The sequence below is a fragment of the Jiangella asiatica genome, assembly GCF_004349065.1.
Classification (GTDB): Bacteria; Actinomycetota; Actinomycetes; order Jiangellales; family Jiangellaceae; genus Jiangella; species Jiangella asiatica.
This window is the reverse complement of record NZ_SMKZ01000011.1, coordinates 19,563-37,088: the sequence shown is the minus strand read 5'-3', so window position 1 is coordinate 37,088 and position 17,526 is coordinate 19,563. Positions and strand designations below refer to the sequence as shown.

The 17,526-nt window shown below is 69.7% G+C and carries 10 protein-coding genes; all 10 read left to right on the top strand.

Annotated features, from left to right (window positions below; translation table 11 throughout):
- Positions 1-60: 60 nt before the first annotated feature.
- From E1269_RS09785 to E1269_RS09735, 10 genes are read left to right on the top strand one after another with little or no spacing between them, the layout of a single operon-like run.
- A complete protein-coding gene (locus E1269_RS09785; RefSeq protein WP_162606325.1) occupies positions 61-2,238 on the top strand; it encodes an alpha-L-fucosidase in 2,178 nt (725 codons plus the stop codon).
- Between the two features lie 38 nt (positions 2,239-2,276).
- On the top strand, positions 2,277-3,623 hold the full coding sequence (locus E1269_RS09780; protein WP_131893852.1) for a sulfatase family protein: 1,347 nt from the start codon (positions 2,277-2,279) through the stop codon (positions 3,621-3,623).
- Complete coding sequence (locus tag E1269_RS09775; protein ID WP_162606324.1) at positions 3,620-4,966, top strand: ABC transporter substrate-binding protein; 1,347 nt, start codon at positions 3,620-3,622, stop codon at positions 4,964-4,966. The genes E1269_RS09780 and E1269_RS09775 overlap by 4 nt, the downstream gene beginning before the upstream one ends.
- Before the next feature lie 9 nt (positions 4,967-4,975).
- Complete coding sequence (locus E1269_RS09770) at positions 4,976-5,872, top strand: carbohydrate ABC transporter permease (RefSeq protein ID WP_203433277.1); 897 nt, start codon at positions 4,976-4,978, stop codon at positions 5,870-5,872.
- Positions 5,873-5,883: 11 nt separating this feature from the next.
- On the top strand, positions 5,884-6,828 hold the full coding sequence (locus E1269_RS09765) for a carbohydrate ABC transporter permease (protein WP_203433275.1): 945 nt from the start codon (positions 5,884-5,886) through the stop codon (positions 6,826-6,828).
- Complete coding sequence (locus E1269_RS09760) at positions 6,825-7,847, top strand: alpha-L-fucosidase (RefSeq protein ID WP_131893846.1); 1,023 nt, start codon at positions 6,825-6,827, stop codon at positions 7,845-7,847. Before E1269_RS09765 ends, E1269_RS09760 begins: the two co-directional genes overlap by 4 nt.
- Positions 7,848-7,855: 8 nt before the next feature.
- A complete protein-coding gene (locus E1269_RS09755; RefSeq protein WP_131893844.1) occupies positions 7,856-8,890 on the top strand; it encodes an enolase C-terminal domain-like protein in 1,035 nt (344 codons plus the stop codon).
- A 35-nt stretch (positions 8,891-8,925) separates the two neighbouring features.
- Entirely contained in the window at positions 8,926-12,063 is a 3,138-nt protein-coding gene (locus E1269_RS09750; RefSeq protein ID WP_131893842.1) for a right-handed parallel beta-helix repeat-containing protein, read from the top strand.
- Between the two features lie 33 nt (positions 12,064-12,096).
- Positions 12,097-15,255, top strand: coding sequence for an Ig-like domain-containing protein (locus tag E1269_RS09740; protein WP_162606323.1), 3,159 nt, complete (start codon positions 12,097-12,099; stop codon positions 15,253-15,255).
- 34 nt (positions 15,256-15,289) lie between these two features.
- Complete coding sequence (locus tag E1269_RS09735; protein ID WP_131893836.1) at positions 15,290-17,524, top strand: alpha-L-fucosidase; 2,235 nt, start codon at positions 15,290-15,292, stop codon at positions 17,522-17,524.
- Positions 17,525-17,526: the final 2 nt, after the last annotated feature.

Genomic DNA, 17,526 nt, shown 5'->3' with positions numbered 1-17,526 from the left:
AGTACGCACCATCGGTCCATCGCCAGACGTCTACTCGGGACCGGAGCGAGCGTCGTGGCCATGGCGGTCCTTGCGGGATCGTTCCTGTCCGCGTCGGCGTCGGCGCAGGGGACCGGGGGTGCGGACCCCGGTCAGGTGAGCCCAGGAGAGGCGTACCAGGCGCTCGGCTTCGGGGTGTTCATGCATTACGGGCTGGCGACGTTCGTGGGCCAGACGCCCTGGAGCTACGACCCGCGGGACTACCCGGCAACGACGTACGCCCCCGAGGACTTCGACCCTGACCAGTGGATGGACGCCATCGTCGCGGCCGGCGCGAAGTACATCATCCTCACCACGAAGCACCATGACGGCTTCGCCATGTGGGACAGCGCGTACACCGAGTACGACGTCGCGAACAGCTCCGACCCCGAGACCGATGTGGTCGGCGAGGTGGTGAGCGCAGCCCGGGAGCGTGGTCTCGAGGTGGCGTTCTACTACTCGTGGTGGGACAAGATGGAGCCGGGCGGCAACGTCCTGTCCGGTGCGCCTCCGTCACCTGAGTACGTCGAGTTCGCCAAGAACCAGATGCGGGAGCTGCTGACGGAGTACGGGCCGGTGGTCGGGCTCTGGCTGGACATCCCGACCGGCGCCGACCTGAACGACCTGGCCGACTTCATCCACGGCGTGTCGCCCGAGACGGCGTTCATCCCGAACCTGCGCGAGGTCAGCGACGCCGAAGACGTGACGTCCTTCGAAGGACCCGGCATCGAGATGATGCCGTGCGACTACACCGGCCTGCCGGCGGAACAGGCCTACAACGTCGCCGGCGGACCCGGCTGGTGGGAGATGACCGCGGACGCGCAGCCCAGCGGCGACGTCGACGAGGCGGTGTCGACCCTCGCCTACGTCCGGTACCTCGGCGCGACACTGTCGCTGAACGTCTCGCCCGGGCCGACCGGCCAGTTCTCCCCGGCCAACGTCCGGCTGCTGGAGGGAATCGGCGACCGGCTGCGCGGCGGCGATCTGCTGGCCGGCGCCACCACCACGGCGGGCAGCGCCGCCGACGGTCATCCGGCCGGGGATGCCACCGACCTGGAGGCGAAGACCTACTGGGCGGTTCCGGCGGACGGCGAGTCCGCCTGGCTGCGGGTCGACCTGCCCGAGGTCATGACCATCGACCAGACGGCGGTGCAGTTCACCAGCGACGACGTGGCCGGTTACCGGATCGAGTACCGCGCCGCCGACGGGAGCTGGCGGACCGCACGGGAGGCCGGCACGCCGTCGATTCCGACACAGCACGACCAGTTCACCGGTGTGACGACCGACAGCCTGCGACTGGTGGTCGACGGTGCCTCCGACGGTGTCGGCGTCGCGGAGTTCAAGGCCTACGGCGGCATCGACGACACCGCCGACACCGTCGAATACGACGGCAGTTGGCAGGCCATGGACCGCCCAGCCACCGCGCCGGAGGTGCCACGGCTGCCGCCGAGCGTGCCCTTCGCCGGCGCGTTCAACCAGAGTGTGCACCGTTCCCGTGAGGCCGGCGACACCGCGACGTTCACGTTCACCGGGAACGCGGTCGAGCTGCGCGCCAGCGTCGGCCCCGACCAGGGGATCGCCACGGTTGGCATCGACGGCGCAGAGCCACAGGCCGTCGACCTCTACCGGGCGGAGGCCGGGCGGAACCAGACCGTGTTCGAGCAGGACGCTCTCGAGCCCGGCCCGCACACGCTGACGGTGGAGGTCACCGGAGAACGTAACGCCGCCTCGACCGGCTCCTGGGTCACGCTCGACGGGCTCATCCCGCTCGCCGCGTTGGCACCGTTCACGCCCGGTGCGCCGTTCGAGGTCCTCCCGGACGGCCGGCGCATCTACGACGACACCGGTGACCGGTGCACCGCCAACTCGCCGATCGAGTACAGCGGTCCGTGGCAGCACGGAGCGTGGAACGGCGCGTGGAACGCGACCCGGCACTTCGCCTACCAGCCGGCCACCGCCGAGCTCGCATTCGAGGGCACCGGTGTCGCGGTCATGGTGCAGACCCGTCCCGGGCACGGCATCGCGGCCATCTCGGTCGACGGCGGCGAGGAGGAACTGGTCGACACCTACAGCGACCCGGCGCAGGAACAGGTCGTGGTCTGGGAGAGGGACGGGCTCGAGCCAGGGCCGCACACCGTCACCCTGCGGGTCACCGGCACCAACGACCCGCCTGCGACCAACACGTGGGTCGGCCTCGACGCGATCATCGTCACCCCCTGACTCACTCCAGACCAACGACCGAGACAGGGAGACACAGCGTGCCGACAGGCCGTCCGAACATCGTCCTGATCTTCATGGACGACATGACGCACTGGGCGATCGGGGCACTGGGCAACAGCCAGGTGCTGACCCCGAACCTCGATCGCCTGGTGGAACGCGGCTGCGCGTTCAGCCATGCCGTGAACCAGGGGTCGTGGAGCCCGGCGGTGTGCATGCCCGCCCGGGCGATGCTCCTGACCGGGCGGAGCCTGTTCCACGCTCGCGCGGCGGTGGACGCCGAGGACTGCCCGATGCTGCTCGGCGAGGTCCTGGCCGCCGCGGGCTACCGCACGTTCTTCACCGGCAAGTGGCACAGCCCGGACGACTGGCTGCGCCGCGGCTACCAGGTGGTGGGACCGCACGCGACCGGCGGCATGCTGACCAGCCACTGGTTCAGCACCGCCGGCGGTGCGGTGCACAGCAGCGAGCGGTGGGTCGACGCGGCGCTTGACTTCCTCGCCGGGCACGACGGCCGGCCCGAACCCTTCTTCCTGCACCTGGCGATGCACGCGCCGCACGACCCGCGCCAGGCACCGGAGCGCTGGCTGCGGCGGTATCCAGCCGACGACGTCCGGTTGCCGCCGAACCTGCTGCCGGCCCACCCCTTCGACCAGGGCGACCGCCTCGTGCGCGACGAGCTCCTGGCGGGGTTCCCGCGCACTCCCGCCGAAGTGCGGGAGCACCGGCGCCAGTACTACGCGATCGTGTCGCACGCCGACGAGCAGATCGGCAGGCTGCTGGACGACCTGGACCGGCGTGGGCTGGCCGGCGACACCGTCGTCGTGTTCTCCGGCGACCACGGGCTGGCGCTGGGGGAGCACGGCCTGATGGGCAAGCAGTCGATGTACGACCACAGCGTCCGGGTGCCGCTGCTGGTCGCCGGCCCGGGCATCCCCCAGGGACTATGCGTCGACGACCTCGTCTACCAGGCGAGCATCTTCCCGACGCTGTGCCACCTCGCGGGGATCTCGGTCCCGGACTCCGTGGACTTCCAGAGTCTGGCGCCGGCTTTCCAGGGCCGCCCGGTCGGGCAGCGGGCGATCTTCGGCGCCTACCGCGACCTGCAGCGCCTGGTCCGGACCCGGCAGTGGGCCCTGGCCGCCTACCGGCCGGCCCGCCGCCTCCAGCTGTTCGACGTCCGACACGACCCGTGGCAGACCCGCGACCTGGCCGCCGACCCGGCCCATACCACCGTGCGAACCCTGCTGCTGGCGCTGCTTCGGCAGCTTCAGGACGAGCACGGCGACCAGGACGGCCACTGGACCCGGCACTGGACCGGAACCGGCTGCCCCATGAGCCCGCAGCGACCCGAGGCCGACCCCGTCTTACAGGAGCTGGATCGATGACCACCATCCTCACGAACGTCCGCGCCGAGCGACTCGGCGCGCGGCGCCGCCGGACGGCAGCGGCCGCGGCGGCCGGCGTGGCCCTCCTCGCCGCCGGCTGCGGCTCGAGCGGCACCTCGGAAACGCCGGAGCAGGACGACGGCCCGGCGACCCTCGTGGTATGGACCGACACCGTGCGGAAGGCCGGCTTCGAGTCCTACCAGGAGGCGCACCCGGAGGTGAGGCTGGACATCCAGGAGGTGGGCAACCCCGACGACATGGCCGCGAAGTTGCAGCTGGCCAACCGGGCCGGCGAAGGGTGGCCGGACATCATGTGGGCCGGCATCCCGGAGCTGGCCGCAGCTCTGTCCGCGGAGCCGTACGACTTCGCCGCCGACCTGTCCGACCACATCCCCAGCGACGTGATCGACAACTTCGCGCCGGGCTCGATGGAGCCGTGCACGGACGGCGACCGGATCATCTGCCTGCGCAACGACATCGCACCCAGCGTGCTCTGGTACGACCAGGACCTCATGGCCGAGTTCGGGTACGAGATTCCGACCACCTGGCAGGAGTTCGAGCAGCTCGGCCTGCAAATCGCCCAGGAGCACCCCGGCTACTCCGTCGGGTCCGCAGCCGGACCGGGTGACCTGGTGTACTTCTGGCCCTCCCGCTGCCCGGTGACGCAGATCGTGGACGACCACACCATCCGCACTGACCTCGGGGCGCCGACCTGCACGAGGGTCGCCGAGATGCTCGACAGGCTCATCGCCGCTGGCAGCATGAGCCCGCTGAACGCCACCGATCCGGAGTTCGTCCGCGAGTACGGGAAGCCCGGAAAGCTCGTCATGGCCTACGGGCCGATCTGGTACGGGCTCAACGTCTTCAAGGACCTCTACGGCGCCCCTGAGGGCAGGTTCGCCGTCGCGGCGCCGCTGCAATGGGAGGAAGACGGCCAGGTTTGGAACGGCAACGTCGGCGGCGGCACGTACATCGTCTCGCGCCACAGCAGCCACCTCGAGGCCGCTGCCGACCTGGTCGAATGGATGGCGACCGGCCCATATCAGGAGCAAGCCGAGACGGTCACGTTCCCGGCCTACCAGCCGCACCAGGCCGGCTGGATCCAGCGCAACACGCGCCTGTTCTCGGCCGCCGGGGGTGACGTGGCCGCCGTCCTCGACGAGGCGGTCGCCACGATCTGGCCCGACTACGGGCTGGTCCGCATCCCTGGTATCGGCTACGGCACGACGGTCGCGCCGGCTCTCGGGACCGGCCGGACGATCCTGGAGACGCTGCCCGAGTGGCAGCAGACGATCACCCAGGAGGCGCAGGCCGCCGGGTGGGATGTCGAGCAGGGCGAGTAGGGGACCGGCATGGCGGCCATGACGGTGGCGGCCGGCCGCACGGGTGGTGCCCGCGCCCAGGCCCGCGCCGGTTACCTGTTCTCCGGGTTGTACACCGTGCTGCTGGTCGGCTTCGGGCTCGTTCCTGCCGGCTACGCGGTGTACCTGGCCTTCAAGGGCGAGACCGGCGGCTTCACGCTCGATCACTTCGTGCAGGTGGCGCAGGACTTCCGCTACGTCGAGACCTTCCAGCACGTCGCCACGTACACCGTCGCCTTCTTGGTTCCGTCGCTGGTCATCTCCATCGGTTTCGCGCTGCTGTTGCAGCCGCGCCGGGCGGCGGTCGCCTCGTGGTTCCGGTTCCTCTATTACCTGCCGCAGGCCCTCACGGGCGCGGCGGGCGTGATCGTCTGGGTCTTCATGCTCACCCCGGCGGTCAGCCCGGTCCGGCCGCTGCTGACCGCCGCCGGCTACGACAACCTGTTCGAGGTCCTGTCGCCGGCGAACCTGCCGGTGGTTCTGGCGATCATCGCCGTCTGGACGTCGGCCAACGGCATCCTGCTCATGTACGCGGCTCTGTCGTCGATCCCGGTCGAGGTCACCGAGGCGGCACGGCTCGACGGCGCGAACAGCTGGCAGACGGCGATACACGTCAAGCTGCCCATGATCCGCAAGTGGGTCGCCTACACCGTGATCCTCAACGTCGCGGCGAGCACCCAGCTGTTCGTGGAGCCGCAGCTGATCGCCGGCGCCACCGGCGGCGGGGTGGGCGAGAACTGGTCTCCGCTGCAGCTGGCGTACACCTTCGCCTACACCTACGCCGACTTCGCCTCGGCGGCGGCGCTGTCGCTGCAGCTGCTGGTGATCTCCGTGCTGGCGGCCGTGTTGATCATCAAGCGGACGAGCCTGTTCCGGATGGAGATCTGACCATGCCGACCGTGCTCCGTACGCGACCGCGCTCGAGCGCGCCGGCGGACCCGGACGCGTCGCCGCGCCGGCATCGCCGTGCGGCCGGCCCAGAGCTGGCGCGGGCGTTCGCCTGGCTCGCGCTGATCGGCTGGGCGGTGTTCGCCGTCATGCCGATCGCCTGGCTGCTGCTGGCGGCCACCAAGGACCGCACCCAGCTGGCCACCGATCCGCCGTTCTCGTTCGGGTCCTGGCAGACGCTGACGTCCTCGTGGCAGGACCTGCGCCAGTTCAACGACGGCGCGATCGTCGACTGGATCTGGAACACCGTCATCTTGACGGCCGGTGGCGTGGCGCTGACCGTCGCGGCGACCATTCCGGCCGGCTACGCGCTCGGCGCCTGCAACTTCCGGCTGCGCAAGCCACTGCTGGTGCTGAGCCTGGTGCTCATGCTCATGCCGACGGCGGCGCTGGCGCTGCCGTTGTTCCTCCAGATGAGCGCGCTGGGTCTGGTGGGCGACCGGCTGGCGGTCATCCTGCCCATGTCGGTCTTCCCGTTCGGTGTCTATCTGGCGTTCATCTACTTCAGCACCACCATCAGCCGCGACACGTACGACGCGGCGCGGATGGACGGCTGCTCGGAATGGCAGGTGTTCTGGCGGATCGCGCTGCCGTTGTCGTGGCCGATCACCGCGCTGGTGACGTTCTTCGCCTTCTTCCGCAACTGGAACGACTTCTTCCTGCCGTTCATCATGCTCGGCAGCGACAAGTACCCGCTCCCGGTGGGGCTGGCCACCCTGGCCGAGGTGTCGCGGGTGCTGAACCCCGGTACCAGCGACGCCGTCTCGTCCGTCGGCGTCCCGGAGCTGATCCTCGCCACGATCATCACCATGGTCCCGGTGCTGGTCGCCGTGATCGTCGCCCAGCGCACGATCCTCAAAGGCGCGAGCCTGCTCGGCGGAGGGCTGCGCGGATGACGGGCGAGATGCGACCGGAGCAGGCGCAGCGTCCCGGGGCCAGGACTCATCCGAGCCTGCCGTGGTTCCGCCTCGCCAGGTTCGGCATGTTCGTGCACTGGGGCCTCTACGCGCTTGCAGCCGGTCGTTGGCGCGGGACGACGGTGCCCGGCATCGGCGAGTGGATCATGTGCCATGCCCGGATCCCGGCGACGGAGTACGCCACCTTGGCCGCCCGGTTCGACCCGAAGCACTTCGACCCGCAGGCCTGGGTCGCGCTGGCGAAGCGGGCCGGCCAGCGGTATGTCGTCCTGACGGCCAAGCACCACGACGGGTTCTGCCTCTGGCACACCAAGCTGACCGGGTACAACACGGTCGATGCCACGCCGTTCGGCCGCGACGTCGTCGCGGAGGTGGCCGACGAGTGCCGGCGGCAGGGCATGCCGTTCGGGGTGTACTACTCCCAGACCCAGGACTGGCACCACCCCGACGGCGACGGCAACGACTGGGACTACGCCGAAGCCGGCAAGGACTTCGACGGGTATGTCGAGCACTACGTCAAGCCGCAGGTCCGCGAACTGCTGACGGGGTACGGGCCGCTGTGCGTGGTGTGGTTCGACACTCCGCGGCGCATCACCCGCCGGCAGAGCCAGGAACTGGTCGACCTCGTCCACGAACTGCAGCCCGGATGTCTGGTGAACGGGCGCATCGGCAACGGCCTCGGCGACTACGCCACCGCCACCGACAACCACCTGCCCGACGATGTCGTCGACGGCGACTGGGAGACCCCCGTCTCGATCAACAACACGTGGGGTTACCGGTCCGACGACCACGACTGGAAGTCCGCGGCCCAGCTCATCAGCACGCTGGCGATGGCCGCCAGCCGAGGCGGGAACGTGCTGCTCAACGTCGGGCCTGACGGCGACGGCCGCATCCCGGAGCCGTCGGCGCGGCGGTTGGACGAGGTGGGCCGTTGGCTCGCCGAGCACCCGGCCGGCGCGGACGGCACCGACTCCGCCACCGCGGTGCAACGGGGATAGGGAGACAGATGACGAAGATCGTCGATGTTCGTGTGGAGCTGGTCCAGGAGCCGGTCGCGCCGTGCTTCCGGTGGCGCGACGGGCTGCCCGGATCGCCGCCGCCCGCGGGTGTGTCCGGCCGCCTGGTCGTGGTGACCGACGACGGCGTCGAGGGCGTCGCCACGATTCGGCAGGGGGTCATCGCGGCGGACGTGGTGGAGCGACGCATCGCCGCCGAGCTCCTCGGCCACGATCCGCTCGCGCGCGAGTGGCTGTGGCACCGGATGTGGGAGATCGACCGGATCGAGGAGCTGCCGCTGTACCTGCTGGGCCTGGCCGACGTCGCTCTGTGGGACATCGCCGCGAAGCTGGCCGACCTGCCGCTGTACCGGCTGTTGGGTGCCTTCCGCGACTCCATCCCCGCCTACGCCTCCACGGCGACCTATGGTGACGTGGCGGAGTACCTCGACGTGGCCGACCAGTGCCTGGAGTTGGGCTACCGAGCGATCAAGTTGCACGCCTGGGGCGACGTCCACCGCGACGTCGAGCTGTGCACCCGGCTGCGCGATCACGTGGGCGCCGGGGTGGAGCTCATGTACGACGGGTCGGCCGGCTTCGACCTGCCCGACGCCGTGCGCCTTGGCCGGGCGCTGTCCGAGCTGGATTACCTCTGGTACGAGGAGCCGATGCGGGAGTTCTCGGTCACCGCGTACCGGCGTCTGGCCGAGGCCGTTGACGTGCCGTTGATGGTGGCCGAGACCAGCGACGGCGCGCACATGAACACCGCCGACTTCATCGCCGCCGGTGCCGCGCAGTTCGTGCGCACGTCGGCCCGGCTGCGTGGTGGGATCACCGGTGCGATGCGCACCGCGCACCTGGCCGACGCGTTCCGCCTGCGCGCTGAGGTGCACGGCGGGGGACCGGTGAACGCCCACCTGTGCATGGCGATCTCCAACACCACGATGTACGAGGCCTTCGTACACGGCAACCCGGTGATTCCTGATCCGCTGGTCCGCCCGGACGGCACCGTCGCGGCACCGACGGCGCCTGGCGCCGGCACCTGATCTGCACGTTCCTCGATCTCCCGGAGGTTGGCTCGATGTCCCGCTTGACGACGACCCTGCTGGCCGGCATCGCGATCACGCTGGCGAGCATGCATGTCCCTGCCGACGCCGCGGTCACCGACCCTTCCCGGCAGGAGGCCGGCGCACCGCGGGAGCCGGCGTACACCTTCTACGTCTCGCCCGATGGCGACGATCGCGACGCCGGCAGTGTGACGCGGCCGTTGCGGACGTTGGCCGGCGCCCGTGATGCGGTCAGCGAGTTCAAACAGCGTCACCCGAAGGGGGACATCACCGTCTATCTCCGCGGTGGCCGGTATCAGCTGGACCAGACGGTCGTGTTCGGGCCGGAGGACTCGGGCAACGCCGAGCAGACCATCACCTACGCCGCGTATCCGGGAGAGCGGCCGGTGTTCAGCTCCGGTGAGCTGATCGACGGGTGGCGGCCGGTGGCGGATCCACCGGCCGGGCTGTCGGCGGCGGCGGCCGAGCACGTCTGGGTGGCGGATGTGCCCACGGGGTGGCTGTTCAAGACGTTGTTCGACGGCGAGCGAATGGTGCCGCGCGCGAAGGGTCCGGCCTTCGCCCCGACCGTCCGGATACCGGTGGGACAAGCGCCGGAGTCCAGCTACTGGCAGCTGCCGTATCCCGAAGGCGCGATGAAGAACTGGCCGAACGTCACCGATGTCGAGATCGAGATCATCCCGACCGTGACGTGGATGCGGAACATCCTGCCGCTGGCGTCGGTGGACGAGGAGAAGAACGTCGCCACGATGCAGGTGCCCGGGCGTTACCCGTTGGGACAGGTCTGGAACACCAGCGAGTCGGTGTGGGTGGAGAACGTGGTCGACGTGCTGGACGAGCCGGGCGAGTGGGCGGTGAACTCGCACACGGGGAAGGTCTACTACTGGCCCGTCAGCGGCACGCCGGGCGAGGTGCGCGCGCCCCGGTTGACAGAACTGGTGCTGGTCGAAGGCGACATCGACTATGACGGGCCGGCCGATACGCCGGTGACCGACCTGGCGTTCCGCGGCCTGACATTCACCCAGGGCGAGCGTGACACCTATCCGGCCGGTTACCGCGGCTACGAGATGCAGCATGCCTGGGACCTGCAGGACCGTGGCAACGCTCTGGTCCGGCTCCGCGGTGTTGAGGACAGCGTGGTGGAGAGCTCGGAGTTCTACAACACCGGCCATAATGCCATCCGCTGCGATCTGCATTGCCGGCACAACACGTTCTCGGACAACCTCGTTCACCATGTCGGCGCATCGGGAATCATCCTCGCCGGCTACGGCGCGGGCACCAAGGACGTCAACCGCGACAATGTCGTGGAGAACAACCATATCCATCACGTCGGCCTGCTCTACCCGCACGGAATGGGACTGTGGGCCTGGCAGAGCGGTCACAACCGCCTCGCGCACAATCTCATCCACGACACGCCCTATACGGGCCTCACGGTGAGCGGCCGTATCAGCTTCGCGCGCGACCGGCCCATCGCCGAGGCGACCGCCACCGTCCGATGGGACGAGATCGAGGCCGTGACCGACGCGCCGGACGAAGGCTGGACCGTGGGCGACTACGACTCCTACGAGCCGTTCTTGTACGGTCGCGACAACGTCGTGGAGTACAACGACATATCCACGGTGATGACCACCCTGCACGACGGCAACGCCATCTACGTCACCGGACAGGCCCGCGGCAACGTCGTCCGGCGGAACTATCTTCACGACATCGAATCGCCGAACCAGGGCTACGCCCTGCGCGCCGACGATGCGCAGTTCGGGACGCTGTTCACGGAGAACGTCATCGACACCCTCGCGCACATGGGTGGCATTGTTCTCAAAGGCCAGAACGACATCGTCAACAACATCGTCGCGGGCCTCGGGCAGCCCGAGGCCTACCTGGCTGTCGCCCTCGGGCCCGTCGCCGGGTCCCGGCTGCGGCACAACGTCTACTTCTCCACCGAGTCCGGCCAGAACATCCTGCGAGAAGGACCCTCCTATCGAGGGCCGGAGCCCCACCTGACCGAGACCGTCAGCGAGTTCAACACGTACTACTCCACGGCAGACCCGAACTGGGGTCCGGACTTCGTCGACGGGTATCGGCAGCTGGGCTACGAGCTGACCAGCCTCACCACGGATCCGCGGTTCTACGACGCCGACGAGGGTGACTTCCGAATGCGCCCAGGGTCGCTCACCGCGGCAATGGGATTCGACCAGATCGACATGTCGCGGATGGGCCTGACCGCCGCGTACCCGTTCAGGGAGAGCGACGAGCTGGATCGGCTGTTCGTCCGGACAGGGGACCAGTTCGCGTCGGTGCGCATGCGTGATCGAGAGCGTGCCGTACTGCGCGTCAGCGGGCGAACCAGAACCGGCTACGTTGCGGACCTCACCGACACGACACTCGCGTTCACCAGCAGCGACCCGACGGTCGCGACCGTCGACGACAGGGGTGTCGTGACCGCGGTCGCCGACGGCACGGCTGAGGTCACGGTCACCGCGACCACGGATGGCGTCCAGAAGACCAGCATCGCCGTGATCGTCGGCGTGGACACCACCACCCTCGAGACGCTGCTGGACCACGCCGAGGCGCTGCAGGCCAGCACGACCGCCGGCGCCGACATCGGTCAGTACCCGCAACAGGCCAAGGACGCTCTCGCCGAGCTCATCGACTCCGCCCGCGCCGTCATCGCCGACGATGCCGGCCAGAGGCGGGTCGACGACGAATCCCGGCAGCTCCGGCAAGGCATCCGCACCTTCGAAGAGTCGGTGGTGATCGCCGAGGTCGTCACGGTCAACGACGATGACCCGACGATCGCCTACACCGGTGCCTGGAACCACCTGCAGAACCGCAGCCCCGACTACAACCAGGACATCCACGTCAGCACCCAGGACGGCGCCTCGGCACAGTTCACCTTCACCGGTCCACAGGTGGAGATCATCGGCCCGAAGACACCGAACAACGGCCGCGCGGAGGTCTACCTCGACGGCGCGCTCGTCGACACCATCCAGCCGGTGGCTGAGACCTACCTTGCCCAGCAGGTGATCTTCACAGCGGCAGAGCTGGGTCCTGGCCAGCACACCGTCACCATCACGAAGGCCGACGGGACGTATCTGCAGCTCGACGCCTTCCGCCACTACGCGCCGGCGACGTCGCCCGGCTCTGGCACCTGACCCGCACGTCCCTCAGTCCCCGGAGGTGGCTCGATGTCCCGCTTCGTGACGATCCTGCTGATCGGCCTTGCCGTCGCGCTGCCGAGCGCCGGCCCCGCGGGTGCTGGGCCGGCGGGTGCCGGGCCGGCGGGTGCCGGGCCGGCGGGTGCCGGGCCGGCGGAGGAGCCGGTGCGCACCTTCTACGTCGCGCCCGGCGGCAGCGACGCGAACGACGGCACCGTCGACAACCCGCTCGGCAGCCTCGCCGGCGCGCGCGACGCGGTGCGGGCGTTCAAGGCCGCCAACCCGGTCGGCGACATCCTCGTGTATCTGCGCGGCGGCACCTACACCCTCGACGAGACGGTGGTGTTCGGGACCGCGGACTCCGGCGGCGCCGAGCAGACCATCACCTACGCCGCCTACCCCGGGGAGCGGCCGGTCATCTCGTCCGGCCAAGCGATCGACGGGTGGCGTCGGCTGGCGGAGCCACCCGCAGAGCTCCCGGCCGCCGCCGCCGACCACGTCTGGGTGGCGGACCTGCCGCCAGGACGGTCGTTCAAGTCCCTCTACGATGGCGGGACGATGGTGCCCCGGGCTCGGGGCGCGTCGTTCGCACCGACGGCGGAGGGGACGCCGCAGGAGCTGCGCTTCCCCGCCGGCGCGCTGCGGAACTGGCCGAATCTGAGCGACGTCGAGCTGGTCATCTCACCACGCCACTGGATGGTCAACATCCTGCCGCTGGCGTCGGTCGACGAGGTGGGCAACGTGGCGACCACCGCGGTGCCGGGACGCTATCAGTTGGGCGCGAACCGGCAGGCCCGGTCGGCCTCGATCGAGAACGTGATCGACGTGCTCGACACTCCCGGCGAATGGGTGCTGAACTCGCAGACCGGCACGGTCTACTACTGGCCGGCCGACGGCAGGCCCGGCGATGTGCGCGCGCCGCTGCTGACCGAGCTGGTGCTGGTCGAGGGCGACATCGACTACGACGGCCCCGAGGACACGCCGGTGACCCACCTGGTGTTCCGCGGCCTGACGTTCACCCAGGCCGACCGCGACACCTACCCCGCGCACTACCTCGGCCGTGACCTGCAGCATGCCTGGGATCTGCAGGACCGCGGCAACGCGCTGATCCGGTTCCGCGGCGTGGCACACAGCGCGGTCGAGGACTCGATCTTCACCCAGAGTGGACAGAACGCGATCCGGTGCGACCTCACCTGTCACCACAACCGGTTCTCCGGGAACCTCGTGCACGACGTCGGCGCGTCCGGGATCATCCTGGCCGGCTACGGCGGCGGTACCAAGGACGCCAACCACCACAACCTGGTCGAGAACAACGAGGTCCGCGACGTGGGTCGCCTCTACCCGCACGGCATCGCGATCTGGGCCTGGCAGAGCGGGAGCAACCGCATCGCCCACAACCTGGTCCACCACGTGCCCTACACCGGCATCGCCGTCAGCGGCCGGATCCGGTTCGACCCCACCCAGCCGACCGCCGAGGCAGCCGGCACCATCCGGTGGGACGAGATCGGGGCGGTCACCGACGTGCCACCCACCGGCTGGGAGGTCACCGACTACTTCTCCTACGAGCCGTTCCTGTACGGACGCGACAACGTCGTCGAGTACAACGACATCTCGCAGGTCATGACCACCTTCCACGACGGCAACGCCATCTACGTGTCCGGCGCGGCGCTCGGTAACGTCGTGCGGCGCAACTACATCCACGACATCGACTCGCCGAACATCGAATACGCCTACCGCACCGACGACCACCAGTACGGCACGCTGTTCACCGAGAACGTCATCGCCGGCCTCGCGCACGGCGGCGGGCTGGCACACAAGCAGCGCAACGACATGACGAACAACGTCATCGCCGAGCTCGCCGACCCACCCGCGTACCTGCGGCTCATCCTGCCGCCGGCAACCGGGTCGAAGCTGCGGCACAACGTCTACTACTCCACCCAGGCCGGCCAGCGGATCCTGCAGGAAGGGCCGTCGTACCGCCCGCCCGTGCCGCGGCTGACCGACACCGACAGCGACTTCAACACGTACTACTCCACGGCCGACGCCAGCTGGGGGCCGGACTTCCTGCGGCCCTACCAGTCGGCCGGCTTCGAGCTGAACAGCCTGTCCGCCGACCCGATGTTCTACGACCCCGCGCAGGACGACTTCCGCATGCGGCCCGGGTCGCTGGTCGCGGCGACGGGCTTCACCCAGCTCGACCCCGCAGCTCCCGGGCTGACGGCCGACTTCCCGCACGCACCGGCCACCGACCCGCTGGAGCGGCTGTTCGTCCGAGCCGGTGAGCAGTTCAGCGCGATCCGGCTGGGCCACAGCGGCAGCGTCCCGCTCCAGGTCAGCGGGCGCACCGAGAACGGCTACGTCGCCGACCTCGCGAGGGCGCCGGTGAACTACAGCTCCAGTGACCCGGACGTCGCCACGGTGGACGACGACGGTGTGGTGCACGCGGTCGCCGCGGGCAGCGCCGAGATCGCCGTCTCCGCCACGCTCGACGGTGCGGACGCGGCCACGAGCATCGTCGTGACCGTCGGCGTGGACAACGCGGCGCTACGGGCCCTGGCCGACCACGGCGAGGCACTGCTGGCCGCCGCCGAACCCGGAACCGGACCGGGTGAGTACCCGCAGCAGGCCATCGACACACTGGCGAGCCGAGTGGCGAGCGCCCGCAGCCTGCTCGACGACGCCGATGCCGCCCAGTCTCGGATCGACGCCGAGGCACGCAAGCTGAACCGCGACCTCGAGGCGTTCAAGGAGCGGGCCGCGACCGGCTGCGAGAACGTCCTGCCCGACGGCCGAATCGTCTACGACGACAGCGGCGGCCAATGCCCCGAGGGCGCCCGGATCACCTACTCCGGGGCGTGGGCGTCGGGTGCCTGGGACGGGGCGTACGGCGGCACGCGGCACTACTCGAACGCACGGGGCGCGGCCGCTGAGTTGACGTTCCAGGGCACCGGAGTCGCGTTGATGACCCAGCTGCGTCCCGGGCATGGCATCGCGTTGGTGTCGGTGGACGGCGGTCCGGCCGAGGAGGTCGACACCTACAGCGCCACGGCGCAGGAGCGGGTGCTGGCGTGGGAGCGGTCCGAGCTGCCGGCGGGGGAGCACACGGTGCGGGTCGAGGTCAGCGGGGACGCCGACCCGGCGGCGTCGAACGCCTGGGTGGTGATCGACGCCGTCGTCGTCACCCCCTGAACCGCCCCGGTTTCCCCGACATGCAGGAGGAGACATGGCCAGACAACGGAGTCCACGAACGAGGTGGCGGCTGGGTCTCGCCGCGGTGCTGGCTGCTGCGGCACTGCCACCGGCTGCAGCGGCCGATCCCGGCGGCGATTCGCCGGGCGCGGCGTACGTGTCCATGGGCTACGGCGTATTCATGCATTACGGGCTCGCGACCTTCGTCGGCCGCACTCCGTGGGACTACGACCCGCAGGACGTTCCGCCGACCGTGTACGACCCGCCGGACTTCGACCCTGACCAGTGGATGGACGCCATCGCGGCGTCCGGCGCGACCTACGTCCTGCTCACCACCAAGCACCACGACGGCTTCGTGATGTGGCCAAGTGAGTACACCGACTACGGCGTCCACCACAGTTCCGACCCTGAGACCGACGTCGTCGGAGAGGTCGTCGACGCCGCGCGTGACCATGGTCTGAAGGTGGCGCTCTACTACTCGTGGCTGGACAAGATGGAACCCGGTGGGTTCGTCACCCAGAATCCGGACCGCATCACCGAGTCCCCGGAGTACCTGGCCTACGCCAAGAACCAGATCACCGAACTGCTCACCGGCTACGGCCCGATCGAGGCGCTGTGGCTCGACATCGCGCCCATCGATGACGAACAGCTTCCCGAGCTGGCCGACCACGTGCACACGGTCTCCCCGGACACCGCCTTCCTTCCCAACTTCCCGAACAACCTGGCCACGCCGGAAGCCGCGGACGTCCGCCCGTTCCTCGGACCGGACGAGATCGTGCCCTGCGGGTACCAGGAGCCGGCGGAGCAGGCCTACAACGTGTCCGGTGGCCCGGAGTGGTGGCAGGCGTCCGACCGACCCCCGCGGGCCGACACGGACGAGGTCGTCTCCATGGTGTCCTACACCCGGTTCCTGGGTGCCACCCTGTCCTTGAACGTCTCGCCCGGCCCGACCGGTCAGCTGCCATCGGCCAGTGTCCGGCTGCTGGAGGCGATCGGGGACCGGCTGCGGGGGGACGACATCCTCGCCGACGCGGCCACCACGGCCAGCGGTGAGACCGACGCCCATCCCGCCAGCCATGCCACGGATCTGCTGGCCCAGACGCACTGGCAGGCTCCGGCCACCGGTGACGCATGGCTGCAGGTCGACCTCGCCGAACCCATGACAATCGACCACACGGCCGTCCAGTTCACCGCCGGGACCGCGGTGTCCGGTTACGAGATCCAATACCAGGACGCGGACGGATCGTGGCGGACGGCCTGGACTGGCGGCATGCCCTCGTACCCGACTCAGACCGACGAATTCCGCGCCGTCACGACGGCGAGCCTGCGGCTGGTGCTCGAGGGGGCGGCCGACGACGCCGGAGTGGTGGAGTTCAAGGCGTACGGGGGCGTAGACGACACAGCTGACACGGTCCGTTATGACGGCAGCTGGCAGGCCCTGGCTCGTCCGGCCCACCTGCAGGCGGTACCCCGGCTGCCGCCGAGCGTGCCGTTCGCCGGCGCGTTCAACGACAGCATCCATCGGTCCCGGTACGCCGGCGACGTCGCGACCATCGCCTTCTCCGGGACTGGTGTCCAGGTCCATGCCAGCACCGGGCCTGACCAAGGCACGGCGCTGGTCAGCGTGGATGGCGGCGAACCGGAGCTGGTGGATCTGTACCGGCCAGAAGCCGGACGCGATCAGATCGTCTATCGGCGCGACGTCCTCGACCCGGGGCAGCACACCCTGACCGTCGAGGTCACCGGGCAGCATCACGACGAGGCGACCGACTCCTGGGTCGGTCTCGACCGATTCGTCCCGTTGGCTGTCCCTGCGCCGTTCGACCCCGGTGGACCGTACGAGGTTCTCCCCGACGGGCGCCTCGTCTTCGACGACTCGGGCAACCGGTGCAGCAACGACAGCGCGATCACTTACACCGGCAGCTGGGAGCCCGGTGGCGCGAGCGATGGCTACAACGGCACCCGGCACGTCTCCCGCACGGCCGGTTCCGCTGCTGAGCTGACGTTCGAGGGGACCGGCGTGGCGGTGCTGGCGCAGACCCGGCCGGGGCACGGGATCGCCGCCATCTCCGTCGACGGCGGCGAACCGCACCTTGTCGACACCTACAGTCCGACGCGCCAGGACCAGGTCGTCGTCTGGGAGACCACGGGCCTGGCGCCCGGCGCGCACACGGTCCGGATCGAGGTCACCGGAACGAAGAACCCGGCCGCCACGAACACCTGGATCGGCCTGGACGCCTTCATCGTCACCCCCGAGCCAGCCCTATGACC